We start from the raw sequence: 24,544 nt of genomic DNA, 5'->3' as shown, positions 1-24,544 counted from the left end.
TTGCACCCCCTCGGCACCGCCCGCCGCGAGCCGGACCGGTCGGGGGTGGGATCATCGGAGGGTGAGTAAGTCCGACACGGTCCGCTTCCGCTACAACCAAGCCATCCTGATCGCCGCGGTCATCGCCTTCTTCGGTGCGCTGCCACTTGCCAACGCCCGGGTCTACCTGCTGCCGGTGCTGCTCGTTCCGCTCGCCGTCGGGGTCTGGGCCTGGCGGGCCGGCACCGACGCCGACGCGCGGGAGCTACGGTTGCGGGCGTTGGTCGGGCAACGCCGCCTCACCTGGGACCAGGTCGTCGAGCTCGCCACCGACAAGCGCGGGCGGGCGATCGCCCGGCTCGACGACGGCCAGCAGGTCACCCTGCCGGCCGTCCGGGGCGTGGACCTGCCCCGACTGATCTCGGCCACCGGTCAGAGCCTGCCGCACGCCGGCTGAGGTGTCCGGTCAGTAACCGTCGACCACCGCGTTGATCAGCGGCTGGCCGGCGGCGAACCGGCGAACCTGATCACCGACAAGTCGGTAGGCCCGCGGCAGCAGGCCGCGCACCGACCCGGCCACGTGCGGGGTGAGCAGCACGTTCGGCATCACCCAGAGCGGCGAGTCGGCAGGCAGCGGCTCCGGGTCGGTGACGTCCAGCGCGGCCGAGATCCGGCCGGTGCCCAGCTCGGCGACGAGCGCCTCGGTGTGCGCCACCGGCCCGCGGGCGGCGTTGACGAGCAGCGCCCCGTCCGGCATCGCCGCCAGAAAGTCCTTGTCGATCAGGCCCCGCGTCTGGTCGGTGAGCGGCACCAGCACCACCACCACGTCCGCCTCGGGCAGCAGCCGGGGCAACTCCTCGACCGCGTGCACCCCCTGCTCCGGGCGGGCCGTCCGGGCGACCAGGGTGAAGCTCACCTCGAAGGGGGCGAGCCGGTCGCGCACCGCGGTGCCGATCGAACCGGCGCCGATGATGAGCACCCGCTTGCCGGTCAGCTCGTCGGTCGGGGCGTTGCCCTGGTACGCCCAGCGCCGGTCGGCCTGGGCGCGGACGAACGCCGGGAACGCCCGCAGCTGGGTGAGGACCGCGGTGACCACCCACTCGGCGGTGGACGGGTCGTGCACGCCCCGGGCGTCGCAGAGGGTGACGCCCGGCGGCGTCCGGCCGGCCCAGGCGTCGGCACCTGCCGAGAGCAACTGGACCACCGCCAGGTCGGGCAGCTCACCCAACAGCGCCGTCGCGTCGCCGCCGGTCAGGAACGGTGGCACCCAGATGCGGACGTCGGCCACCGACGAGGGCAGCCGGTCGGCGTGCTCCAGGACCTCCACCGTCACATCCGCGGGCAGCTCGCCCATCAGGTTGAGGCCGGCCGGGTTCGGAATCCATACCTTCACGTCAGCCGACGATAGTCCCCACCGCCGCGGCTGGCGCGGGCACGGGCGCGAACCGGCGTGCCGGGGGATGGCGCGCGCCGCCGGGGCGGGCGAGACTCAGCACACAGATGTTCGACGCGGGCCTGAACGAGGTATAACGAAGGGCCGGAGGGCCGGTCGGCCTCCGCCCCAGCAGACAGGTTCTCGATGACCGACGGCTCCCCCGCCACCGCCCGGCGCCCGATCGCCGCACCCGCGGCACTCGCCGACCCGGAGCGGTTGCGCGCGCTCGGCGACACCGGGCTCGGCGCCGCCCCGGACGAGGCGTTCGACAGGTTCGCCCGGCTGGTGAGCGACCTGCTGGACGTGCCTGTCGCGCTGGTCTCCCTGGTCTCCGCCGACCGGCAGTTCTTCCCCGGCGCGTTCGGGTTGCCGGAGCCCTGGTCGGAGCGGCGGCAGACACCGTTGAGCCACTCGTTCTGCCAGCACGTGGTGGACATCGAGGTGCCGATGGTGTTGCCGGACGCCCGGCTCTACCCCCGCGTTCGCAACAATCTGGCCATCGAAGACCTCGGTGTTGTCGCGTACGCCGGGATGCCGTTGACCGACCTCTCCGGTCGGGTGCTCGGTTCGCTCTGCGCCATCGACAGCAAGCCCCGCGCGTGGACCGCCGCGCAGCTGCGGACCCTGGCCGACCTGGCGGCCGCCTGCTCGTCGGAGCTGCGGCTGCGCATCGCGCTGGACGGCGCACAGGAGGCACGGCGGCGGGTCGTGCAGGCACACGAGCGGCTGGAGCTGCTGGCCGGGGTGAGCGAGACGCTTGCCGGCACCCTGGACGTGGGCACCGCGCTGCGCCGACTCGCCGCCGCCATGGTGCCGCTGCTCGCCGACTGGTGCCTGCTCACCCTGATCGACCCGACCGGCGTGCCGCGTGAGGTGGTCTCGGTGCACCGCGATCCGGCCCGCACGGCGGACATCGAGCGCTTCGGTGAGTTGCTGCGCACCGGGCTGAGCCCAGAATCGTCGATCCGGGCGGTGCTCCGGACCGGCCAGCCCCGGCTCGGCAGCGTCGCCTCGCTGGCCGACGTGACGAGGGGCACCACCGACCCGGAGATGACGTCGATCGCCGACCGCCTGGGCATCGCGTCCTACCTGAGTGTGCCGGTCCGGGGCGCCGGCGGCACCGTGTTGGGCGCGATCACGCTCGTCAACGGCGCCGAGCGGCAGCAGTTCGACGACCGCGACCTGCTCACGGCCGTCGATATCGGCCGCCGGGCCGGCCAGGCCGTCGGCAACAGCTCGATGTACGGCGAACAGCGACACGTCGCCGAGGTGCTGCAACACAGCATGCTGCCGCGGCTGCCGGTCGTGGCGGAGCTGGAGCTGGCGGCCCGCTACCAGCCGGCGGCCGACCGGGTGCAGGTGGGCGGCGACTGGTACGACGCGTTCATCCAGCCCGACGGCGATCTGATCGCGGCGATCGGGGACGTGGCCGGGCACGACATCGAGGCGGCGGCGACGATGGGTCAGCTGCGCAACCTGGTGCGGGGCAACGCCTTCGGCCGGCCGGACACGGTCGGGGCGCTGCTGAGCAACCTGGACGGCGCGATCCGCGGCCTGCGGCTGCCGATCGCCGCCACCGCGACGCTGGTCCGGATCTGTCCGCAGGACGCCGGTGTCCACGAGGTGACCTGGTCAAACGCCGGGCACCCGCCGGCCCTGGTGATCCGCGTCGGCGGCTCGGTCGAGATGCTCGAGGCGACACCGGAGCCGCTGCTCGGCCTGGCCCGGCCGTCGCCGCGGACCAGCCAGTCGACGAGCCTCGCCACCGGCGACACCCTGCTGCTCTACACCGACGGGCTGATCGAGCGGCGGGACCGGCCCATCGACGAGGGGTTGGCCGAGCTGATGGCCCGGCTGACCGGCACCGACACGCTGCCCCTCGACACGCTGTGCGACCTGCTGCTCGCCGCCATCGGTCACCGGGAGGACGACACCGCACTGCTGGCCGTACGGGCCCGGTGAACGGTGCACCGGCCGGGGTCGCCGGCACCCATCGGACTCGACCGGGCCGTCCGGCGGGCTACCCTGGGCCGGGTGAGAGCCCGTCCCCCGTACCCTCGCGTCCGTAGCCTCCGGGTGACGCTCGCGGCGTCCTGCGCGGCCCTGCTGCTCAGCACGGGTTGCAGCTTCGGCGAACCGGAGCCCGACCCGGCCGGCGAGCCACCCAACCTGCCCACCCCGTCCGCGTCGGCGAGCGCCGGCGGCGCCGGCCAGCAGGCGGTGGCGACGGTCCTCGCGAAGGGTTTGCGGGTGCCGTGGGCCATCGCCTTCCTGCCGGACGGGGGCGCGCTTGTCACCGAACGGGACAGCGGGCGGATCCTGCAGGTCGGCCCCGAGTCCGGGCCGGACGGGCTGCGGATCCGCGTGGTGCAGACGATCGCCGACGTGGCCGCGGCCGGCGAGGGCGGCCTGCTCGGCATCGCCGTCTCCCCCGACTACGCGCGCGACCGGACGGTCTTCGTCTACCACACCGCCGAGCGGGACAACCGGGTCGTTCGGCTGCAACTCGGCGGGCAGCCCACCCCGATCCTCACCGGCATCCCCAAGGCCAACGTGCACAACGGCGGCGGGTTGGGTTTCGGCCCGGACGGGCAGCTCTACGTCAGCACCGGTGACGCCGGTCAGCGCCCTCTCTCGCAGGACGTGAAGAGCCTCGGCGGCAAGATCCTCCGGATCACCCGGGACGGCAAGCCCGCCCCGGGCAACCCGTACCCCGGCTCCCCGGTCTGGTCCCAGGGCCACCGCAACGTCCAGGGCTTCGCCTGGGACGCCGCCAAGCGGATGTACGCAGTCGAGTTCGGCCAGAACACCTGGGACGAGATCAACCAGATCACCAAGGGCGGCAACTACGGCTGGCCGGAGGTCGAGGGGCGGGCCGGCGACCGGCGGTTCACCGACCCGATCACGCAGTGGGCGACCGAGGACGCGTCCTGTTCGGGTCTGGCCGCCACGGACCGGCTGCTGGTCACCGGCTGCCTACGCGGCAAACGCCTCTGGGTGATGGAGCTGACCGACACCGGCACGCTGCTCGGCCAGCCCAGTGAACTGCTCACCAACCGGTACGGCCGGCTGCGCGCGGTGGCCGCCGCGCCGGATGGTTCGCTCTGGGTGAGCACCTCCAACCACGATGGGCGGGGCAACCCCGGCGGCGACGACGACCGGCTCCTGCGGGTGGTCTTCGCCGGCGGCGACGGCGGCCGCAGCTGACCTTCGTCACCATCCGTTCAGGTTTACCAAGATCTTCCGACGGGCAGGTCAGAATCTCAGCATGGACGGGCAGCGCGACGAGCAGCACGACGACGCCGGTGACCGGGACACCCCGGTGACCGACAGCGGTTCGCCACGCCCGACGCGTTCGCTTGTCGGCCCCAACGGCCCGCTGCGCCGCCTCGGGCTGATCGTCGCCGTCCTCGCCGTGGCTCTGGCCGGGGCGGTGCTCGGGGTGCTGGCCGGCGGTCAGGTCGACACCGACATCGGGCCGTTCCGGGCCAGCCTCAGCATCTCCCCCGCCCGCCACGGCGGCACCACCGTCGACATACCGCCGCTCGGCGCGTTGCTGCTCGACAGCCACGACGGGCCGACCCATCTCACAGTGCGGTTGGGTGCACTCGACCAGGGCCGCACCGAGGCGCTCATCGACGACCCGGCCAGCATCAGCCGGGCCAGCCAGAGCGCCGTGGAGGACGTCCGCTCCGGGGTGATGCGACTCGGCCTGCGGACGCTCGGCGCGTCGGTGCTTGTCACCCTGATCCTGGCCGGGCTGATCTTCCGCAACGTCCGCCGGACCGCCTGGGCGGGTGGGCTGGCGCTGTTGGTCACCGCCGGGAGCCTCGGCGCGGCGGCGGCCACCATCCGTCCCCAGGCGATCGAGGAGCCACGCTACGAGGGGTTGCTTGTCAACGCGCCGGCCATCGTCGGCGACGCGCGCCGGATCGCCAACGACTACACCAAGTACGCCGAGCAGTTGCAACGCCTGGTCGGCAACGTCAGCCAGCTCTACACCACAGTCTCGGCGCTGCCGTTGTTGGAGCCGACCCCGGGCACCACGCGGGTGCTGCACGTCTCCGACATGCACCTCAACCCGACCGGCTGGCAACTGATCCGGACCGTGGTGGAGCAGTTCGGCATCGACGTGGTGATCGACACCGGTGACATCACCGACTGGGGCAGCGAGCCGGAGGCGTCCTTCGTCGGCTCGATCGGCCTGCTCAAGAAGCCGTACGTCTTCATCCGGGGCAACCACGACTCCGGCAAGACCGCCGCCGCGGTCGCCCGCCAGCCGAACGCGATCGTGTTGAACAACTCCACGACCACCGTCGCCGGGCTGACCATCGCCGGCATCGGCGACCCCCGGTTCACCCCGGACAAGAACACCTCACCCGCCGGCAGCGGCCTCACCCAACAGGTCGCCGACCAGGTGATCGACGCCGGGGAGCAGCTCGCGACCACGGTGCGCCGCTCACCCCGGCCGGTGAACATCGCGTTGGTGCACGACCCGGCGTCGGCCGGGCCGCTCGCCGGCACCTGCCCGCTGGTGCTGGCCGGGCACACCCACGCCCGGCAGGTGTCCCGGTTGCCCGAGGCGCCCGGCCAGCAGCCCACCGCCCTGATGGTCGAGGGCTCCACCGGCGGCGCCGGCCTGCGCGGCCTGGAGGGCGAGAAACCCACCCCGCTGACGATGACGGTGCTCTACTTCGACCAGCAGAAGATGCTCCAGGCGTACGACGACATCACAGTGGGCGGCACCGGCCAGTCCCAGGTGAACCTGGAGCGGCACGTGGTGGCCGATCCCGCGCAGGGCGCGCCGGCGTCGGTCACCCCGACGCCGACCCGGGGCGGGCCGGAGTCACCGAACCCGCTGCAGAGCCCCACCCCCAGCCCGACCAGCTGATCCTGGCCCCACGCCGCCGGCGCAGCGCCGCGCCGCGACCCAGCGCGGCGGGGCCGAGGCGAGGCGCGGCAGGACGCGGTGCGGCGGGGTCAGCGTAGGGCGATGGCGGCGAGGGCGGCGTTGACGATGCTGCCGGGGAGCAGGTCGTGCAGGTCGTACAGCTCGGCGACGCTGCCGGACTGGCCGAACTCGTCCACCCCGAGCGGCACCGCCGGAGCGCCGACCGCCGAACCGAGCCAGGCCATCGCGTGCGAGGCGGCGTCGTGCACCGTCACCACCGGCACCCGGTCGGCGAACGCGGACCGCAGCGCACCCGGCACGCTGGGCACGGTGGCCGTCCGTACGCCCTGCCGCAGGGTGCGCTGCCAGGCCCGGTAGAGCCGGTCCAGGCTCGTCACGTCCACCACGTGCGCGGCGACGCCCTCCTCGGCCAGCTCCGCGGCGGCGGCCAGCACCTCGGGCAGCACCGCACCGGAGGCGGCCAACTGCACCACCGGGGCGTCGACCAGATGCGGGTACGCCTGGTGCGCGTCGACAAGCCGGTACGCCCCGGCGACCACCTGCCGACGCAGCACCGCGTCACCGAGTCGGGTCCGGGCCGCCTCGAACGGCGCCTGGTCCAGCGGGCGGGTGCTCAACCGGAAGTAGTACGCGCCGTCCTCGGCGGGCGCGGCGGTCGCCGCCGGGGTCGACCCGCCGGCGATCTGCCCCAGCGCGTCGCAGAGCAGCCAGTCCAGGCTGGCCGCGTACGCCGGCTCCACGAACGTCACCCCGGGCAGTTCCAGGCCCACCGACGCGGTGATCGTGGACTGGTGGGCACCGCCCTCGGGCGCGAGGGTGATGCCGGACGGGGTGCCGGCCACCACGAACCGGGACCCCGAGTAGGTGCCGTAGAGGAACGCGTCCAGGCCGCGCAGCACGAACGGGTCGTAGACGGTGCCCACCGGCAGCAGCGGCTGCCCGGACAGGTCCCAGGACAGGCCGAGCTGACCCAGCAGCAGGAACAGGTTCATCTCCGAGATGCCCAGCTCGATGTGCTGCCCGGCCGGGCTCTCCGTCCAGCGCAGCATCCGGTCCTCGGTCCAGGAACGCTGCTCGGTGGGGGCGAACACCCCGGTCTTGTTGATGAACCCGGCCAGGTTGGTGGAGGTGGCCACGTCCGGGGCGGTGGTCACCAGGTAGCGGCCCACCTCCCGGTGCCGCGCCAGGTCCACGAGCACCCGACCGAAGACCTCCTGGGTGGAGATCGGCTTGGTGGCGCGTACTCCCGTGCTCTCCGGGACGGTGACCCCCAGCGCGCGCTCGCGGGGCGCGCGGGACAGTGCCTCCCGGCGGGCGCCGGCCCGGATGCCGGCCGGTGACGCCGGGTCGAGACGGTCCCACTCGGTCTCGGCGGTCAACCCCTGCGCGGCCCGCAGCGTGGCGACCTGCTCCGAGCTGAGCAGCGCGGAATGGTTGCGCGGGTTGCCGGCGATGGGCAGACCCCAACCCTTCACTGTGTACGCGAAGACGACGCTGGGCCGGTCGGTGACCGCGTCGCACTGGGCGTACGCGTCGAGCATCGCGGACAGGTCGTGCCCGCCCAGGTCGGTGACGAGCGGGCTCAGTTCCTCGTCGCTGACGTGGGCGATCAGCTCGTCGATGCCGGCCGGCGCGCCGTCCAGGAACTGCTTGCGCAGCACCGGGCCGGTCAGCCCGAACAGCGACTGGTACTGCTCGTTGGGCATCGCGTCGATCCAGTCGCGCAGCGCCTCGCCACCCGGCCGGGCGTACGCCTCGGCGAGCCGCCGGCCGTACTTGACCTCCACCACGTGCCAGCCGGCCGCCTCGAACTGGCCGCGCCACTGGTTGATCCGGATGCCCGGCACCACCCGGTCCAGCGACTGCCTGTTGAAGTCGACGAGCCACATGACGTTGCCCAGCCCGGTGGTGGCCGGGTCGGCGACCGCCTCCCAGATGTTGCCCTCGTCCAGCTCGGCGTCGCCGATCAGCGCCACGAACCGGGAGTGGGGGCGGGCCCCGAAGTGCGCGTCGACGTACCGCCGGGTGGCGGCGGCGAAGAGCGGCGCCGCCGCGCCGAGCCCCACCGAGCCGGTGGAGAAGTCCACGGCGTCCGGGTCCTTGGTGCGCGACGGGTACGACTGGAGGCCGCCCCGGGCCCGCAGCCGGGGCAGGTACGAGCGGTCCAGGTTGCCGAGCAGGTACTGGATGGCGTGGAACACCGGGGACGCGTGCGGCTTCACGGCCACCCGGTCCTCGGCGTCCAGGTGCGCGAACCAGAGCGCTGTCATCGCGGTGACCAGGGAGGCGCTGGACGCCTGGTGGCCGCCGACCTTCACCCCGTCGCCGGTGGTGCGGTCGTGGTTGGCGGCGTCCACGATCCGGGTGGCGAGCCAGAGCACCCGCCGCTGGATCTCGTCGAGGACATCGAGGTCGTGCTGGTTCACTGTGGCTCCATCCAGGCGTCGCCGTTGACGCCCTCGTGCGGGGGTGCGGGGTGGCCGCGTGGTCGACAGGGGTGACGGAAGGCCGCCGCCGGTCACGGCGGCGGCCTGCTCCGGTCGGTCTCAGCCCTGGACGCCGAGGCGCTCCAGGATCAGCGTGCGGACGGCGGCGGCGTCGGCCTGGCCACGGGTGCTCTTCATGACCGCGCCGACAAGCGCACCGGCCGCCGCGACCTTGCCACTGCGGATCTTGTCGGCGATGCCGGGGTTCGCGGCGATCGCCTCGTCCACGGCGGCGGTGAGCGCGCCGGTGTCCGACACGACCTCCAGGCCCCGACTGGTCATGATCTCGGTGGGCGAGCCCTCACCGTCGACCACGCCCTCCAGCACCGTCCGGGCCATCTTGTCGTTGAGCTTGCCGGCGTCGACAAGCCCCTGCAGCTCGGCGACCTGGGCGGGGGTGGCACCGATGTCGGCCAGCTCCACGCCGTTCTCGTTGGCCCGGCGGGACAACTCACCCAGCCACCACTTGCGGGCCGCCGCCGGGGTGGTGCCGGCGGCCACGGTGGCCTCGATCAGCTCGACCGCGCCCGCGTTCAGCACCGACTGCATGTCCAGGTCCGACAGGCCCCACTGCTCCTGGAGCCGACGCCGGTGCACCCGGGGCAACTCCGGCAGCGCCGCCTTCAACTCGGCGACCCAGGCCGGGTCCGGGGCGATCGGCACCAGGTCCGGCTCCGGGAAGTACCGGTAGTCGGTGGCCGTCTCCTTCGAGCGGCCCGGGGTGGTGTCGCCGGTGTCCTCGTGGAAGTGCCGCGTCTCCTGGGTGATCCGGCCGCCCGCGTCGAGCACCGACGCCTGCCGCAGCATCTCCGAGCGGACCGCCCGCTCCACCGACCGCAGCGAGTTGACGTTCTTCGTCTCGGTACGGGTCCCCCACTCCTGACCCGGCAGGTTGAGCGAGGTGTTCACGTCGCAGCGCAGCGAACCCTCCTCCATCCGCACGTCCGAGACGCCGAGGGTGCGGATCACGTCGCGCAGCTCGGCGACGTACGCCTTGGCCACCTCGGGGGCGAGCGCCCCGGTGCCCGTGATCGGCTTGGTGACGATCTCGACAAGCGGGATGCCGGCCCGGTTGTAGTCGACAAGCGATTCGGTAGCGCCGTGGATGCGGCCGGTGGCCCCACCGACGTGCAGCGTCTTGCCGGTGTCCTCCTCCAGGTGCACCCGCTCGATCTCGATCCGCACCGTCTCGCCGCCGACCTCGACGTCCAGGTAGCCGTCGACGCAGATCGGCTCGTCGTACTGGCTGATCTGGAAGTTCTTCGGCATGTCCGGGTAGAAGTAGTTCTTCCGGGCGAACCGGCACCACTCGGCGATCGAGCAGTTCAGGGCCAGGCCGATCCGGATGATCGCCTCGATCGCCGCCTTGTTGGCCACCGGCAGCGACCCGGGCAGGCCCAGGCAGACCGGGCAGACCCGGGTGTTCGGCTCGCCACCGAAGTCGGTCGGGCAGCCGCACCACATCTTGGTGTTCGTGCCCAGCTCGACGTGGGTCTCCAGGCCGATCACCGGTTCGAAGCGCGCAACGACCTCGTCGTACGCGGGCAGTGTCGTGGTCATGAGACGCTCCAGGCGCGATCCGGACAGAACCTGTCCAGCCTAATGGGGTTGCCGGGGTGGGCGTCGCCCGGGTTTCCCGACCCACCGGCGATGCCCGTGACCGAGTGTGTCCGTACCAACACCGGGGTATCTGTCGACCATGACGAATACGGGGAATGATCGATCCGTCACCCAGGCCGGGTCGGGGCGTCGGTACAACAACAGACAGATCCTGCTTGTGCTATTGGCCGCATGGGCAGTGGGGGCCGTTGTCGCTCTGATCGGCTGGGCCGTCGCCGACGGTGAACGGCAGCCCGACGACCTCGGTCTACTTGTGGTCCTGCTCATCATCCCGGGCCTGATCGGGCTGGCCGTCGCCTGGGGGACGGGCAGATTGGTGGAGTGGCGTCAGCGCGACCGGGCGAAGTCGTGACACCGGCGCGCGTGGCGTCGCTGGCAGCGAGGTAGGGAGCGACAATGACCACCGAGGGCCGTGGCACCGCCGATGACCAGGTGACGCAGAGGCGGCACCGCCCCAGCACCTACGCCGTCGCCGCGATAGCCGTGGTCGGCACTGCCGCAATGGGCACCGCCGCGCTGACCGACGGCGACACCGGGCGGCCCGACCTCCTCGCGGCGTTCGGGCTGATGCTCATTCCGCCGCTGGTCGGCGCGGTCGTCGCCCTCGTCATCGGCCGCCGGCTGATCAGGCGGTTCCCCCCGACGGCCGGTGCCGACCCGACGACCAAGCGGCGGATCGCGCAGGTGTTACGCGACGGATCCACCGACGACCCTCGTCTGGACGCGCTGACTCGCGAGGAGGCTCGATCCCGCATCAGTCGACGCTGGCTGCTGTTGCTGTTCACGGCAGGCTTCCTCAGCCAACTGCCACCCCTGGTGAGTCCGGTCAACCCGTTCACCCGCGTGCTGGCCGTACCGCTGCTCCTGCTCTGGGGAGGTGCCGCCTGGTATCACTGGCGTGGCCTGCGGGAGGCCCGCCGCTACCTCGCCGGGCCGCCGAACCAGCCCTGATCCACACCCACCCCGCCCGGACGCGCGCGGGCCGGCCGCCGGCACGGGCGGGACGGCCCGGGGCCGGGCGTCACTCGGGTGTGGTGAAGCGCCGACGGTTGTAGGCCAGCACGAGCAGAATGCCGCCGATGGAGAACGCCACGACGCCCATCAGCAGCAGCACGAGGGGCGAGCCCGGTCCGGTGACCGGCAGCCACCCGCCACTCGCCATCGACTTCGACGGCGTGGGCACGGGCGTCGGCTGGGACGCCGCAGGGCTGCTCTCCGACGGTGTGGCGGCCGGATCGCTCACTGTCGGCGTGGCCGTCGGGCCGGTCGGGGTCGTCGTGGGGGTGCTGGGGGCCCGGGCGGCGACGATCAGCGACACCTCGCTCGTGGCGCTGGTGCTGCGCCCCTTCGCTCCGACGGTGAAGGTGAACGTGCCGACGCTGCCGGGGACGCCGCTGAGCAGGCCATCCTTGTCCAGGGTGAGGCCGCCCGGCAGCGCCCCGCCGGCCAGGGCGAACGCGATGTCCGAATCACCGTCGGCGGTGAACCGGAAGGAGTAGGGCCGGCCGACCGTGCCGGTCGGCGGATCGTCGGAGGTGAACGCGGCCGCGGCCGTGGCGACGACGATCGTGGCGTCCTGCTCGTCGAAGAGCTTGTTCTTGTCGGTCATCCGTAGCGTGAACGTGTACGTGCCCGGCGTGTTCGGCGCGCCACCGAGCGACGTCCCCACCACCAGCATCCCCGGCGGCAGACTGCCCGACACCACCGACAACGCGTACGGCCCGATGCCACCGGTCGCCTCGACGGTATGGATCGCATACGTCTGCCCGAGATACCTGGGCGACCGGGGCTTGCCCGAGGTGATGACGACCTTCTGGTGGCGTACCTCGATCGTCGCCTTCTGCTGGCCGAAGAGGCCGTTCTTGTCGGTCATCCGCAGCGTGAACGTGTACGTGCCCGGCGTGTTCGGCGCGCCACCGAGCGACGTCCCCACCACCAGCATCCCCGGCGGCAGACTGCCCGACACCACCGACAACGCGTACGGCCCGGTGCCACCGGTCGCCTCGACGGTATGGATCGCGTACGTCTGCCCGAGATACATGAGCGAGCGGGGCTTACCCGAGGTGATCGTTACGGTCTCGGCGGGGGCGGGGGCGGGGGCGGCGGCGGCTGGCGGCGCGGCGCCCAGCAGCATTGCGACAGCCATCGTCAGGGCCATGACCGGGCGAAGTGTCCCCATCGCACATCCAGGTCTTGATCGGGACCGCTCGCGACCGCCAGCGGACCAGGTCCAGTCGATCCAGCAGACTCGGAGCTTATTCGACCAGTGCAACTGGACACGGACAATCCACCGACCGCAGATCGTCGTGTTGTCGCCGCGACGACACGGCGCCCGGCGCGGTCGTGGTGACCGCGCCGGGCGCGTGACGACGTCCGGTACGGACGCGGGCGACCTGCCTCCGTACCAAGTGGGTTCAGAGCGTCGGTGGGGTGAACGTGCCGATCGCGGACTCCAACGCGGCGGCGACCCGGTACATCCGGTCGTCGGCCATCGTCGGGGCCATCACCTGCAGACCGACCGGCAGCCCTTCGGAGAGCCCGCAGGGCACCGAGATGCCCGGCCCGCCGTACAGGTTTGTCGGAATCGTGTACAGATCGGCCAGGTACATCTGGTACGGATCGGCGGTACGCGCGCCGATCGGGAACGCCACCGACGGCGTGGTCGGCGAGATCAACGCGTCGACCTGCTCGAACGCGGCGGTGAAGTCCCGCGTGATGAGCGTCCGGACCTTCTGCGCCTGCCCGTAGTACGCGTCGTAGTAACCAGACGACAACGCGTACGTGCCGATCATGATGCGGCGCTTGACCTCCGGGCCGAAGCCGGCCTCCCGGGTCAGCGACATGACCTCCTCAAGCGACCGGTTGCCGTCGTCGCCGACCCGCAGGCCGAACCGGACGCCGTCGAACCGGGCCAGGTTGGAGGAGCACTCACTCGGAGCGATCAGGTAGTACGCCGGCAGCGCGTACGCGAACGTCGGGCAGGAGATCTCCACGATCTCGGCGCCCATCTTGGTGAGCGCGTCCACCGACTCGCGGAACGCCGCCATCACGCCCGGCTCGGCGCCCTCGCCGACGAACTCGCTCACGATGCCGAGCCGCATGCCGGTCAGGTCGCCTGTCGCGCCGAGCTTCGCCGCCGCCACCACGTCCGGCACCGGCAGCGGGATCGAGGTGGAGTCCCGCGGGTCGTGCCCGCCGATCACCTGGTGCAGCAGGGCCGCGTCGAGCACGTTCCGGGCGCACGGGCCGGGGGTGTCCAGCGACGAGGAGAAGGCGACGAGCCCGTAGCGGGAGGTGCCGCCGTAGGTGGGCTTCGCACCCACCGTGCCGGTGACCGCGCCCGGCTGGCGGATCGAACCGCCGGTGTCCGAGCCGATCGCCAGCGGCGCCTCGTACGCGGCCAGCGCGGCAGCGCTGCCACCGCCCGAGCCGCCCGGGATCCGGCTCAGGTCCCACGGGTTGTGCGTCGGCCCGTACGCCGAGTACTCCGTGGAGGAGCCCATGGCGAACTCGTCCATGTTCGTCTTGCCGAGCATCACCGTGCCGGCGTCGCGCAGCCGCTGCACGATCGTCGCGTCGTACGGAGGACGCCAGCCCTCCAGGATCTTCGACCCCACGGTGGTCGGCACCCCGCGGGTGGCGAGCACGTCCTTCACCGCGACCGGCACACCCGCGAGCGGGCCCAGCACCTCGCCGGCGGCCCGGCGCTCGTCCACCGCGCGGGCGGCGGCGAGCGCGCCGTCGCTGTCCACGTGCAGGAAGGCGTGCACCCGGTCGTCGACAGCGGCGATCCGGTCCAGGTGCGCCTGGGTCACCTCGACGGCGGAGGCCTCGCCCCCGGCGACCAGGGACGCGATCTCCGTCGCGGTCATCTTGATCAAGTCGCTCATGCCGTCACTCCGCTTCGCTCCGCGACGCCATGAGGCAGCACAGCGCTGCACTGCTGATTCGCTCGCTCGCGCTCGCTCATGAGGCCACATCCTCGGTCAGGATCCGCGGCACGCGGAACCGCTGGTCCTCGGCGTCGGGCGCGCCCGACAGCGCCTCCTGCGGGGTCAGGCACGGCGTGACCACGTCCTCACGGAACACGTTCGTCAACGGCACCGAGTGCGAGGTCGGCGGAATGTCCGCGGCGGCGACCTCGCCGACCTGGGCGACCGCCTGGAGGATCACGTCGAGCTGACCGGCGAACGTGTCCAGCTCCTCCTCGGTGACGGCGAGCCGCGACAGGCGCGCCAGGTGCGCGACCTCCTCGCGGGAGATGGCGGCCATCCGTGCCCCCTTCTGATGTCCTGCTGGTCGGGCGGTGTGCCCGCCGCGCCACGACTGGAGCGTGACGCGCGGTGACCGGAGCGAGTCTATTGTTCCGCCTCGGTGCCGCGTCCCCGGACTCCCCCTCCGGCGGCCCTCGTGCCGGGTCAGCGGGTGGGGCGGCGTGCCACGTCCGACTGCGGGTGCCCGCCGGTGGGGCGCACCGGCCGGTACCGGGCCAGCCAGGTGACCAGCTCCGCGGCGGGCATCGGCCGGGCGTAGAACCAGCCCTGTGCCGCGTCACAACCAGCGGCGTGCAGCAGCCGCCAGGTCCGCTCGTCCTCGACGCCCTCGGCCACCACCCGCAACCCCAACGCGCCGGCCAACTCGATCATCGACCGGACGATCGCCGCGTCGTCGGCGTCGTCGGCCATGCCGAGTACGAACGACCGGTCCACCTTCACCTCGGACAGCGGCAACCGGCGGAGGTGTTGCAGCGACGAATAGCCGGTGCCGAAGTCGTCAAGCGCGATGCCCACCCCGATCCGGTGCAGCTGGGAGATGGTCGCCAGCACCCGGCGCGGGTCGGCCATCAACGCGCCTTCGGTGATCTCCACCTGTAGCCGCTCGGCCGGCACCCCGTAGCGGGCCAGCCGGTCGGCGATCTGGTCGGCGATCTCGCCGGTGTGCAGGTCACGCACGCTCACGTTCAGCGCCGCGCGTAGGCCGATGCCGGCCGCCGACCACTTGGCGAGCTGCTCCACCACGTCGTCGACCACCCGCCGGGTCAGCAGCCGCATCACGGCGCTCTGCTCGGCGACGCGGATGAGTTCCTCCGGGTCGACCATGCCCCGCCTCGGGTGTCGCCACCGCAGCAGGGCCTCGACACCTACCACCTCGCCGGTCGCGATGGCGATCTGCGGCTGGTAGTACATGGTGATTTCGCCGGCGTCGTCGGCCAGCCCACCGGTGGCGTGCACCCAGCCCGTCGGGTCGAACTGTCGTCCCGGTGTGTCCGGCCCGATGCCCCGGCGCGGTCCGAGGCCGCCGTTGCCCAGCGCGGCGACCGCGCTTGCGTTCGGGGACCGCCGGCCGTTGCCGAGTCCGGCACGGCGCTCCCGGGCCCGACCCGACCGGTTGCCGGTCACCGCGGCCCGGGTGTTGCGACCCCGGATCGGGTCGGCACCGGTGGCGATCTGGTTGATCAGCTCGTCGGCGTGCGGCGGCTCGGCGGCGTCGCGCCGTCGGCGTCCCCACCACCGGCCGCCGGACGCCGGTGCCGCCACGATCGCCGGTGCCAGGTCCGCGTGTGGCACGGTCTCGGCCGGCGCCCCGGTGGGCAGCGCCGCCCCGTCACCGCCGCGCACCTCGGCCGTCGCGTTACGGGGTACGTCGACCACCCGCTCCGTGCCGGCCACCTGACCCGGCCCACCGGCGTGGTCGTGCCGGTCGCCCCGTTCGGCCGACTCGACCTGGTCGGCCGGCTCGCGGTCGCGGTGACCGGCGGCGTCGAACGGTTCGTCGACCGGTGGGCCGGACTCCAGCACCCGGCGCAGGTCGGCGAGCAGACCGAGACGCTCGGCGGAGTTGTGGTCGGACTCGGGGGCGTAGACGGCCACCGTGTCGTTGCGGTGCTTGGCGTCGTACATCGCCACGTCGGCGTGGCGCATCAGGGTGGCGAAGTCCTCGCCATGTTCGGGGAAGAGGGCGATCCCGATCGACCCGCCCACGTCCAACGGAAGCCCGTCCAGCGGCACCGGCTCGGCCAGCGCCTGGACCACCTGGTCGGCCAACTCCCGCGCCTGACCGACGTCGGTCAGCCCGGTCATCACGATGGCGAACTCGTCGCCGCCGAGCCGGGCGATCATCTGCGGTCGGGGCCGCACGTCGGTGAGCCGCGCGCTCACCTCGACAAGCAGCCGGTCGCCCACGGCGTGCCCGAGGGCGTCGTTCACGTTCTTGAAGCGGTCCAGGTCGATCAACAGCAGTGCCAGCTGGCCGTCGGGTTCGCCGCGGGCCGTCCGCTCGGCATGCACGTGCACCTGCTCGGCCACCTCGGCCAACAGGGCCTTGCGGTTGGGGAGGCCGGTGAGCGGGTCGGCGGCGGCGAGGTGCTGCTGTTCGACGGTCAGCCGCGCCATCCGGTAGACGGCGAACAGCGGCACCAGCACCAGCGGGATCAGTGCCGCGCTGACCCGCGCCGCCGCGACCAGCACCGGCGCGAGGAGCAGCAGGGAGCCGGTGGAGAGCAACTCGAAGCCGAGCCCCTGCCGCAGGGTGGGCCACCACCGGTCACCGAAGCGCAGCCGCACCGCCCAGCTGACCAACCCGTAGTTGACGACGAACCAGGCGAGCGTCGCGCCGCCGACGGCAGCCACGTCGGGCCAGTGCAACCCCCCGCCGGGGAAGATGGTGCCGGGCCCGAGCAGGAGTACGCCGTAAGCGGCGGCGAGCGCACATGCGTACTGCCCGACGTTGAACGCCGTCCGCCACGCCGCGTGCCGCATCCGCCAACCCGAGACGACCACCCCCACCGCCTGCACCAGCACCGCCGGGCCGAGGCCCCAGCCGAGCAGGATCGCGAAGGTGAAGCAGGTGGAGGGGAACACCGCCGAGGTCTGCCGGCGCCCCGGCGGGACGAACGGGCGGGCGTCGCAGACCACGGCGAGCGCGGCCATCGTCCAGAACGCCACCGGCAGCCGGGACACCTGATCGGGAACCGTCGCGAGGGGAACGGCGGCGGTCACCGTGGCCACCACCAGGATGCCGACGACGAAGGTGGCGAACGGTGCCACCCGTCCCGGGGGCAGCGAGTTGCGTGGGTCGGCGACCTCCACCACACCTCCCGACCGACCGTCGACGTGCCGGTGCGCACGCCGTGACCCAATGAAACGCCCTCGGGCCCTGGTTTCCCGGTATGACAGTCACGAATCGGTCGTAGTCGTAATTAAGTTGGTATACGTGACCGGTGGTCGCGCGACGCGGACGCGCGATCAGCCGCCCGGTTGCGCGACCTCCCGTGCGGCGTCCGGGCCGGCGTCCAGCAGGAGCTGGAACCCGGCCTCGTCGAGCACCGGCACCTTGAGGCTGGCCGCCTTGTCGGCCTTGGACCCCGGGTTGTCCCCCACCACGACGAAGCTCGTCTTCTTGGAGACCGACCCGCTGACCTTGCCGCCCCGGCTCTGCACGGCCTCGGCTGCCTGGTCCCGGGAGAAACCGGCGAGCGTGCCGGTCACCACCACTGTCAAGCCCTCAAGCGGGCGCGGCCCCTCGTCGCCCGCCTCCTCCGCCATCCGTACGCCGGCCTCGGCCCACTTGCGGACGACCTCGCGATGCCAGTCCACCGTGAACCACTCCCGGAGGCTGGCCGCGATTGTCGGCCCGACGCCGTCGACCGAGGACAGCTCCTCCTCGGTGGCGGCGTCGATGGCGTCCATCGACCGGAAGTGCCGGGCGAGCGCCTGGGCCGCGGTCGGGCCGACGTGCCGGATGGAGAGCGCCACCAGCACCCGCCACAGCTCCCGTTCCCGGGCGACCGCCAGGTTGTCGAGCAACTTGCTGGCGTTGCTGCCCAGGCTGCCGTCCTTGTTGACGAAGAACGGGGACCGGGACAGCTGCTCGGCGTCGAGCTGGAACAGATCGCCCTCGTCCGCGATGACCTCCGCGTCCAGCAGCGCCGCCGCGCCCTTGTAGCCGAGCGCCTCGATGTCGAAGGCACCACGACCGGCGAGGTGGAACACCCGCTCGCGCAGCTGGGCCGGGCAGCTGCGGGTGTTGGGGCAACGGATGTCGATGTCGCCCTCCTTCGACGGCGCGAGCGGGGTGCCGCACGCCGGGCAGGTGGTCGGCATGACGAACGGCCGGGCGTCGGCGGGCCGCCTGTCGATCACCGGGCCGAGCACCTCGGGGATCACGTCGCCGGCCTTACGCAGCACCACCGTGTCGCCGATCAGCACGCCCTTGCGTTCGACCTCGCGGGCGTTGTGCAGGGTGGCGAGCGCGACTGTCGAGCCGGCCACCCGCACCGGCTCGAGCACGGCGAACGGGGTGACCCGCCCGGTGCGGCCCACGTTGACGTCGATGTCGAGCAGCGTGGTGGTGACCTCCTCCGGCGGGTACTTGAAGGCGATCGCCCACCTCGGCGCGCGGCTGGTGGAGCCGAGCCGGCCCTGGATGGACACCGGGTCGACCTTGACCACCACCCCGTCGATCTCGTGCTCGACGTCGTGCCGGTGCTCGGCGTAGTAGCCGATGTATTCGGCCACGCCGGCCAGGTCGGGCACGACCCGCCAACGGTCGCTTGTCGGCAACCCCCACGACTTGAGCGCCGCGTACGACTCGGACTGCGCGGTCGGCTGGAAGCCCTTGCGAGCGCCGATGCCGTGCACCACCAGGCGCAGCGGCCGGGAGGCGGTGACCCGTGGGTCCTTCTGGCGGAGGCTGCCCGCAGCGGCGTTACGGGGGTTGGCGAAGGGCGCCCGGCCCTGCTCGACCAGGCCGGCGTTGAGGTCGGCGAACGCGGCGACCGGGAAGTAGATCTCGCCCCGCACCTCCACCAGCTCGGGGATGTCCGGGAACTCGGCGGACGGGGTGAGCTGGCTGGGCACGTCCCGGATGCTGCGCACGTTGGCGGTGACGTCCTCGCCGGTGCGGCCGTCACCCCGGGTCGCCGCCCGGACCAGCCGGCCCTTCTCGTAGGTCAGGTTGATGGCCAGCCCGTCGACCTTCAGCTCGCACAGGTAGGGCACCGGGCCGCCCGCGTCCCGTTCGACCCGCTCGGCCCAGGCGGCCAACTCCTCGTCGGCGAAGGCGTTGTCGAGCGAGAGCATGCGTTCGGCGTGGGTGACCGGGGTGAAGTCGGTGGAGAAGGTGCCGCCGACGCGTTGGGTGGGCGAGTCGGGTGTCCGAAGCGCCGGGAACTCCGCCTCCAACGCCTCCAACTCGCGCAACTGCCTGTCGAAGTCGGCGTCGGGAATGGTCGGCGTGTCCAGCACGTAGTAGCGGTACTGATGCTCGGTCAACTCCTGGCTGAGCGTGGCATGCCGCTCCCGGGCCTGCGGCGTCGGCTCAGCCCCGGCCGCCGCCTCCTGGGCCGGGCTGACCTGCTGACCGATCTGCTCCTCGGACACACCGCCACCTTCGGACACGCCTGCGACCTCCCTGATCACGCTACTCCGGCACGGTATCGGGCCGGTGGGACAATCCGTCGTCCGGCCGTGCCGGAGGCGACGCCGCCCGCACCCCGTCCCGTGGTCGTTCGGGCTCCGTCCGCACGATGACCGACACCACAGCGGCGACCTGGATTCGGTCACGCTGCGGTGTCGTCGACGGGCGGGACGGGCTGCGACGTGCGAGGATCGCCGGACGGTGCGACCCCCGGGGTCGCCGAAAGGCGGAGGTACGGATGCCCGAGGCGCTGCTCTGGGCGGTGGCGATCCTGCTGGCGGTGACCGCCGGTTGGGCGTGGAACAGCTGGCGGCACCGGGTGGCCAACCGGCGTCCGGGCACCCGGCCGGATCGGGGCACCCGGCCTGACCGCCGTTCCACGGCGCCGAGGCCACGCGGCACCGACCGACCGGCCACCAAGCCCCGCTCCCGCGGCACCGACCGTGCGACCGGCGCTCCGGCACCGGGAGAGATCTGGTGGGCCGACGTGCCGTACGCCGACGGCAGCGGATCGAAGGTCCGTCCCTGCCTGGTGCTGCGCGTCGACTCCCGGGGCGCCGACGTCCTGAAGATCACCAGCCAGGACAAGAGCGACCGGGACGACCACGTACGGATCCCCACCCGGGACTGGGACCCCGACGCGGAGCACGACAGCTACCTCAGCCTGGCCGAGCCGATCCGCATCGACTCGGCCGCCTTCGCCGACCACGCGGGTCGCTGCGACGCCGACCTGTGGCGCACGGTACGCAGCCTGCGCCACCTACCCACCGCCTGACCACCCGCCGCCCGGTCGTCCGGTCGCCCCGCCAGCCGCCGGCCGCCGGCCGCCGCCGAAGGTGTGTCCCCGCGCCGTGATCCACTCGGCTTCCTGAAAGGCGCGGCATCAACGGCCCCACGACACCCCGGCTTCCAGGAATCCGACTCGATCAAGCCGGCCGGCCCGGCGTACCCAGCGCCGATCAAGCCGACCGGCCCGGCGCACCCAGCGCCACGGCGGGTCAGTCCCAGCTGGCGCCGAGGGTGGCGAGCTGGTCGGCGTACTCGATGCGGTCGGCCCATTCGGTCGGCCAGGCCACCATCCCGACCGCCGCGCCCACGAACGCGCCAGCCAGGGCGGCGATCGAGTCGGAGTCGCCGGCGGTGGTGGCGCCCCGGGCCAGCGCGGCCACCGGATCGTCGGCGTGCCGTACGGCGCAGAGCAGCGCGGTGGCCAGGGCCTCCTCCGCCACCCAACCCTCGCCGGTGGCCCGGCACGGGTCGCCGCCGTCGTCCGGCTGCCCCAGCGCGTTCGTCAGTCGGCCGAGCGCCGCCAGGCACTCGTCCCAACCTCGGGCGATGAACTCCTCAGGTGTGCCGACCCCCGGGCGCTGCCAGAGATCACCCAACCACTGCTCCCGGTAGACCTGGCGCTGAGACCGCGCCCGCTCGATGAGCACGGCGGGGAGTTCGGCGAGCGTGGCGCCCGCCCGCAGCGCGTGGACGGCGTAAGCGGTGAGTTCGCTGGCGGCCAGCCCGGTCGGGTGCCCGTGGGTCAACCCGGCCTGCAACTGGGCCAACCCGGCAAGCGTGTCCAGGTCGACGTCGAGCAGGCCGACCGGAGTAACCCGCATGTTGGCCCCGCACCCCTTCGAGCCGGCCACCGTCGCCTCCTGCCACCGCAGGCCCCGGCCCAACTCCGCGCAGGCGCGCAGACACGTCATCCCCGGCGCACGGTTGTTGTCCGGGCTGACCGCCCAGGCCAGGAAACGCCTGCGCACCAGCGGCTCCACCACCTCCGGAGTGAGCGCGGACGCCTCGTGCAGCGCCCAGGCCACCGCCAACGCCATCTGCGTGTCGTCGGTCACCAACGCCGGCTCCCCGGACAGCTCACGGGGGCCGGCCGGGCCGTACCGGCGCTCGATCTCGGCGACGGTGAGGAACTCGGTCGGCCTGCCCAGCGCGTCGCCGTAGGCAAGACCGAAGAGCGACCCGGAGGCGCGCAGCGCGGAGGTGGAGATCACGGCGGCCATGATGCCCGGCCGCCGTGACCCGCGCCAGCTCAGTCCCAGCAGAGGCAGAACGGGTGGCCGGCCGGATCCGCGTAGACCCGGAAACCCTCGCCCTCGCCCGGCAGTCGCCGGGCACCGAGCGCCAGCGCCGCCTGCTCCGCGCTCTCGATGTCGTCCACCGTCACATCCAGGTGGAACTGCTGCGGGCGCTCCGGATCCGGCCACGCCGGTGGCCGCAGGTTGGGCGCCTGCTGGAAGGCCAGACGCGGCTGGTGACCGGGCGGACCGCCCAGCACCACCCAGTCGTCCTCCGTCTCACCCTCGGCGAGAGGCACGCCGAGCAGCTCGGCGTAGAACTCCGCGAGCGCGCGCGGATCCGGGCAGTCGATCACCACTGAACGCAGCTGTCCAATCATGACAGTCATCCTGCCACCGGGTACGACAGGAAACCTCACACCTCAGCGAGTCGCCGACCGGCGTCCCGGCACGCGGCGAGCACCGCCCGCGCGTACTCCGGGGTGGCACCGGCGAGACCGCAGGCCGGCGTGATCACCACCTGCTCGGCGAGCTGCCGACGGGGGAAGCCGAGGCGGTCCCAGACCTGGCGTACCCGGTCGGCGATCTGCGCGGAGGTCGGCCCGCCGCCGGCCGCCGGTGGTCGGGTCGGCGCGGCCCCGGCCAGCAGTCCGAGGCCGGCGTCGAGCGCTTCGCCGAGCGGGTCCAGCTTGGTGACCAGGTCCAGGTCGAGGGCGACCGCGACGGCGCCGGCGGAGCGGATCAGCTCCAGCGGCACGTCCGGGGCGCAGCAGTGCACAAGCGTCGGTACGCCTACCGCGTCGACGACGGTGCGCAGCAGTGCGGCGGCGTCCACCGCGTCGACCGCCCGGTACGCGCCCAGCCCGCTCTCGGTCGGCACCCGCCCGGCCAGCACCGTCGGCAGCGACGGCTCGTCCAGTTGGAGCAGCACCGACGCCCGGGGCAGCCGCCGGGTGACCGCCGCGAGGTGCGCGCGCAGCCCTTCGGCGAGGGAGCCGGTCAGGTCGCGGACCGCGCCGGGGTCGCGCAGCAGGCGACCACCGATCGGCAACTCCACGGAGGCGGCCAGGGTCAGTGGACCGGCGGCCTGCACCTTGATCGGCCCGGCGTACTCCTCGGCCTGCTCGGCGAGCTGGTCCAGGTCGCGTTCCATCAGGTCAGCGGCCCGGCGCAGGTCGCGGCCCGGGCGCGGGGCGACCCGCCACCGGCCGGCGTAGACCTCGACGGGCAGGTCGACGAGCAACCCGGCGGACCTGCCGATCAGGTCGGCACCGGGACCCCGGGCGGGCAGTTCGGCAAGGTGGGGCAGGTCGGGAAGCTCACCGAGGATCACCCGCTGGGCCTCGCCGATGTCGGTGCCGGGCAGCGAACCGATTCCGGTTGCCGCTCCGGCCGGCCAGGGCCACGCCTGATCTGTCACGGCCGAAGGCTATCCCGCGGACACCTGGGCCGTGCGGTCAGCCGGTGATGGTGGCGGAGCCGAGCACCACGTCACCGGCCGGGTCCGCCCGGTAGGCGACCACGGCCTGGCCGGCGGCGACGCCGCGTACCGGCCGGCGCAGCTCGGCGTGCAGCAGGTCGCCGTCGAGGGCGACGGTCGCCGGCACCACGTCGCCGTGCGCCCGCAGCTGCACCTCGCACTCCACCGGCGTGTCCGGACGCGCGCCGCCGGTCCAGACCGTTCGGACGGCCCGGACCTCGGACACCTCGAGCGCCTCGGCGGGGCCGACGGTCACCGTGTTGGTCTTCGGCGTGATGGAGAGCACGTAACGCGGTCGACCGTCCGGGGCCGGCCGGTCCAGGTGCAGCCCGCGCCGCTGCCCCACCGTGTACGCGTACGCGCCGCTGTGACTGCCGACCACCGCGCCGGTGCTGGCGTCCACCACGTCGCCGGGCGCCTCGCCGAGCCGGCCGGCCAGGAAGCCGCGGGTGTCGCCGTCGGCGATGAAGCAGATGTCGTGCGAGTCCGGCTTGTCGGCCACCGCCAGGCCACGCTCGGCGGCCTCCGCGCGCACCTGCGCCTTCGTCGAGTCGCCCAGCGGGAAGATCGACCGGTCCAGCTGCTCGCGGGTGAGCACGGCCAGCACGTACGACTGGTCCTTGGCGAGGTCGACACTGCGCCGCAGCAGCCCGTCCGGGCCGAGCCGGGCGTGGTGCCCGGTGACCACCGCGTCGAAGCCCAGGGCCACCGCGCGGTCCAGCACGGCCGCGAACTTGATCTTCTCATTGCAGCGCAGGCAGGGGTTCGGCGTGCGGCCGGCGGCGTACTCGGCGACGAAGTCGTCCACCACGTCCTCGTGGAAACGGTCGGCCATGTCCCACACGTAGAACGGGATGCCGATCACGTCGGCGGCCCGTCGTGCGTCCCGGGAGTCTTCGAGCGTGCAGCAGCCGCGCGCACCGGTCCGATAGGTCTGTGGATTGCGGGCCAGCGCCAGGTGTACGCCCGTCACGTCGTGCCCGGCCGCCACGGCCCGCGCCGCCGCCACTGCCGAGTCAACCCCGCCCGACATCGCCGCCAGAACCCTCACCGACCCACTCCCCTTCCCCCGACCCACCCGTTCCACCACCACAACCCTATCCACCAGCCCGAAATCCCCGCCCCCCACGCCACGCCCGCCCCAACCCCGCCGATCATGGAGTTGTGGTGCCCGAAGGCGACAAAGAAGCA

Annotated in this window: 19 protein-coding genes; 7 read left to right on the top strand and 12 right to left on the bottom strand. The window is 72.9% G+C overall.

The genetic code is table 11. The features are described 5' to 3' along the window. Positions 1–61: 61 nt before the first annotated feature. Positions 62–436, top strand: a complete 375-nt coding sequence (locus AB0B86_RS15585) for a PH domain-containing protein (protein WP_357407836.1) — start codon at positions 62–64, stop codon at positions 434–436. 9 nt (positions 437–445) lie between these two features. On the opposite strand, the gene AB0B86_RS15580 is transcribed toward AB0B86_RS15585, so the two are convergent. Then, the gene (locus tag AB0B86_RS15580) at positions 446–1,372 is read right to left on the bottom strand and encodes a 2-hydroxyacid dehydrogenase (RefSeq protein WP_357407834.1); all 927 of its coding nucleotides are present in this window, start codon (positions 1,370–1,372) and stop codon (positions 446–448) included. Between the two features lie 186 nt (positions 1,373–1,558). Here AB0B86_RS15580 and AB0B86_RS15575 point away from each other — a divergent pair, with 186 nt between their 5' ends. The 3 genes from AB0B86_RS15575 to AB0B86_RS15565 all read left to right on the top strand — a co-directional run bounded on the left by AB0B86_RS15575 (position 1,559) and on the right by AB0B86_RS15565 (position 6,305). Beyond that, positions 1,559–3,376 (top strand): SpoIIE family protein phosphatase, encoded by a 1,818-nt coding sequence (locus tag AB0B86_RS15575; RefSeq protein ID WP_357407832.1) that lies wholly within the window; start codon positions 1,559–1,561, stop codon positions 3,374–3,376. Between the two features lie 72 nt (positions 3,377–3,448). Next, entirely contained in the window at positions 3,449–4,621 is a 1,173-nt protein-coding gene (locus AB0B86_RS15570; RefSeq protein ID WP_357407830.1) for a PQQ-dependent sugar dehydrogenase, read from the top strand. A gap of 61 nt (positions 4,622–4,682) precedes the next feature. Beyond that, positions 4,683–6,305: a metallophosphoesterase gene (locus AB0B86_RS15565; protein ID WP_357407828.1), complete on the top strand. Its 1,623-nt coding sequence runs from the start codon at positions 4,683–4,685 to the stop codon at positions 6,303–6,305. An 89-nt stretch (positions 6,306–6,394) separates the two neighbouring features. Here AB0B86_RS15565 and AB0B86_RS15560 read toward each other — a convergent pair whose 3' ends face one another. After that, complete coding sequence (locus AB0B86_RS15560; RefSeq protein WP_357407826.1) at positions 6,395–8,752, bottom strand: pyruvate dehydrogenase; 2,358 nt, start codon at positions 8,750–8,752, stop codon at positions 6,395–6,397. Between the two features lie 120 nt (positions 8,753–8,872). Further along, positions 8,873–10,372, bottom strand: coding sequence for an Asp-tRNA(Asn)/Glu-tRNA(Gln) amidotransferase subunit GatB (gatB, locus tag AB0B86_RS15555; RefSeq protein ID WP_357407824.1), 1,500 nt, complete (start codon positions 10,370–10,372; stop codon positions 8,873–8,875). 238 nt (positions 10,373–10,610) lie between these two features. On the opposite strand from gatB, the gene AB0B86_RS15550 reads away from it, so the two are divergent. Together AB0B86_RS15550 and AB0B86_RS15545 are read left to right on the top strand one after the other, a co-directional pair. Continuing rightward, complete coding sequence (locus AB0B86_RS15550) at positions 10,611–10,784, top strand: hypothetical protein (protein ID WP_357407822.1); 174 nt, start codon at positions 10,611–10,613, stop codon at positions 10,782–10,784. A gap of 44 nt (positions 10,785–10,828) precedes the next feature. Then, entirely contained in the window at positions 10,829–11,383 is a 555-nt protein-coding gene (locus AB0B86_RS15545) for a hypothetical protein (RefSeq protein ID WP_357407820.1), read from the top strand. Positions 11,384–11,453: 70 nt separating this feature from the next. On the opposite strand, the gene AB0B86_RS15540 is transcribed toward AB0B86_RS15545, so the two are convergent. From AB0B86_RS15540 to ligA, 5 genes are all read right to left on the bottom strand, one after another. Next, positions 11,454–12,578: an Ig domain-containing protein gene (locus tag AB0B86_RS15540; RefSeq protein ID WP_357407818.1), complete on the bottom strand. Its 1,125-nt coding sequence runs from the start codon at positions 12,576–12,578 to the stop codon at positions 11,454–11,456. 268 nt (positions 12,579–12,846) lie between these two features. Further along, positions 12,847–14,322, bottom strand: coding sequence for an Asp-tRNA(Asn)/Glu-tRNA(Gln) amidotransferase subunit GatA (gene gatA, locus AB0B86_RS15535; RefSeq protein ID WP_357407816.1), 1,476 nt, complete (start codon positions 14,320–14,322; stop codon positions 12,847–12,849). Positions 14,323–14,398: 76 nt separating this feature from the next. Further along, positions 14,399–14,704 (bottom strand): Asp-tRNA(Asn)/Glu-tRNA(Gln) amidotransferase subunit GatC, encoded by a 306-nt coding sequence (gatC, locus tag AB0B86_RS15530; RefSeq protein WP_357407814.1) that lies wholly within the window; start codon positions 14,702–14,704, stop codon positions 14,399–14,401. 146 nt (positions 14,705–14,850) lie between these two features. Further along, positions 14,851–17,520: an EAL domain-containing protein gene (locus AB0B86_RS15525; RefSeq protein WP_357407812.1), complete on the bottom strand. Its 2,670-nt coding sequence runs from the start codon at positions 17,518–17,520 to the stop codon at positions 14,851–14,853. Between the two features lie 156 nt (positions 17,521–17,676). Then, complete coding sequence (gene ligA, locus AB0B86_RS15520; protein WP_357407810.1) at positions 17,677–19,812, bottom strand: NAD-dependent DNA ligase LigA; 2,136 nt, start codon at positions 19,810–19,812, stop codon at positions 17,677–17,679. Between the two features lie 275 nt (positions 19,813–20,087). On the opposite strand from ligA, the gene AB0B86_RS15515 reads away from it, so the two are divergent. Beyond that, positions 20,088–20,624, top strand: a complete 537-nt coding sequence (locus AB0B86_RS15515) for a type II toxin-antitoxin system PemK/MazF family toxin (protein ID WP_357418327.1) — start codon at positions 20,088–20,090, stop codon at positions 20,622–20,624. Between the two features lie 223 nt (positions 20,625–20,847). Here AB0B86_RS15515 and AB0B86_RS15510 read toward each other — a convergent pair whose 3' ends face one another. From AB0B86_RS15510 to mnmA, 4 genes are read right to left on the bottom strand one after another with little or no spacing between them, the layout of a single operon-like run. Further along, positions 20,848–21,858 carry an ADP-ribosylglycohydrolase family protein gene (locus AB0B86_RS15510; protein WP_357407806.1) on the bottom strand — a complete coding sequence of 337 codons (1,011 nt, stop codon included), beginning with the start codon at positions 21,856–21,858 and terminating at the stop codon, positions 20,848–20,850. Between the two features lie 29 nt (positions 21,859–21,887). Next, positions 21,888–22,253: a VOC family protein gene (locus tag AB0B86_RS15505; protein ID WP_357407804.1), complete on the bottom strand. Its 366-nt coding sequence runs from the start codon at positions 22,251–22,253 to the stop codon at positions 21,888–21,890. Between the two features lie 35 nt (positions 22,254–22,288). Beyond that, positions 22,289–23,293, bottom strand: a complete 1,005-nt coding sequence (locus AB0B86_RS15500; RefSeq protein ID WP_357407802.1) for a methionine synthase — start codon at positions 23,291–23,293, stop codon at positions 22,289–22,291. A gap of 37 nt (positions 23,294–23,330) precedes the next feature. Beyond that, positions 23,331–24,404: a tRNA 2-thiouridine(34) synthase MnmA gene (gene mnmA, locus AB0B86_RS15495; RefSeq protein WP_357407800.1), complete on the bottom strand. Its 1,074-nt coding sequence runs from the start codon at positions 24,402–24,404 to the stop codon at positions 23,331–23,333. Positions 24,405–24,544 lie beyond the last annotated feature (140 nt).

The organism is Micromonospora sp. NPDC049047, assembly GCF_040649135.1.
Taxonomy (GTDB): Bacteria; Actinomycetota; Actinomycetes; order Mycobacteriales; family Micromonosporaceae; genus Micromonospora.
This window is presented reverse-complemented; position numbering and strand designations above follow the sequence as displayed.

Coding starts and splice junctions, on each gene's coding strand:
- AB0B86_RS15575 (WP_357407832.1), top strand. CDS start 1,559: ATGACCGACGGCTCCCCCGCCACCGCCCGGCGCCCGATCGCCGCACCC.
- AB0B86_RS15565 (WP_357407828.1), top strand. CDS start 4,683: ATGGACGGGCAGCGCGACGAGCAGCACGACGACGCCGGTGACCGGGAC.
- gatB (WP_357407824.1), bottom strand. CDS start 10,372: ATGACCACGACACTGCCCGCGTACGACGAGGTCGTTGCGCGCTTCGAA.
- AB0B86_RS15545 (WP_357407820.1), top strand. CDS start 10,829: ATGACCACCGAGGGCCGTGGCACCGCCGATGACCAGGTGACGCAGAGG.
- AB0B86_RS15540 (WP_357407818.1), bottom strand. CDS start 12,578: ATGGCTGTCGCAATGCTGCTGGGCGCCGCGCCGCCAGCCGCCGCCGCC.
- gatA (WP_357407816.1), bottom strand. CDS start 14,322: ATGAGCGACTTGATCAAGATGACCGCGACGGAGATCGCGTCCCTGGTC.
- gatC (WP_357407814.1), bottom strand. CDS start 14,704: ATGGCCGCCATCTCCCGCGAGGAGGTCGCGCACCTGGCGCGCCTGTCG.
- AB0B86_RS15515 (WP_357418327.1), top strand. CDS start 20,088: ATGCCCGAGGCGCTGCTCTGGGCGGTGGCGATCCTGCTGGCGGTGACC.
- AB0B86_RS15510 (WP_357407806.1), bottom strand. CDS start 21,858: ATGGCCGCCGTGATCTCCACCTCCGCGCTGCGCGCCTCCGGGTCGCTC.
- AB0B86_RS15505 (WP_357407804.1), bottom strand. CDS start 22,253: ATGATTGGACAGCTGCGTTCAGTGGTGATCGACTGCCCGGATCCGCGC.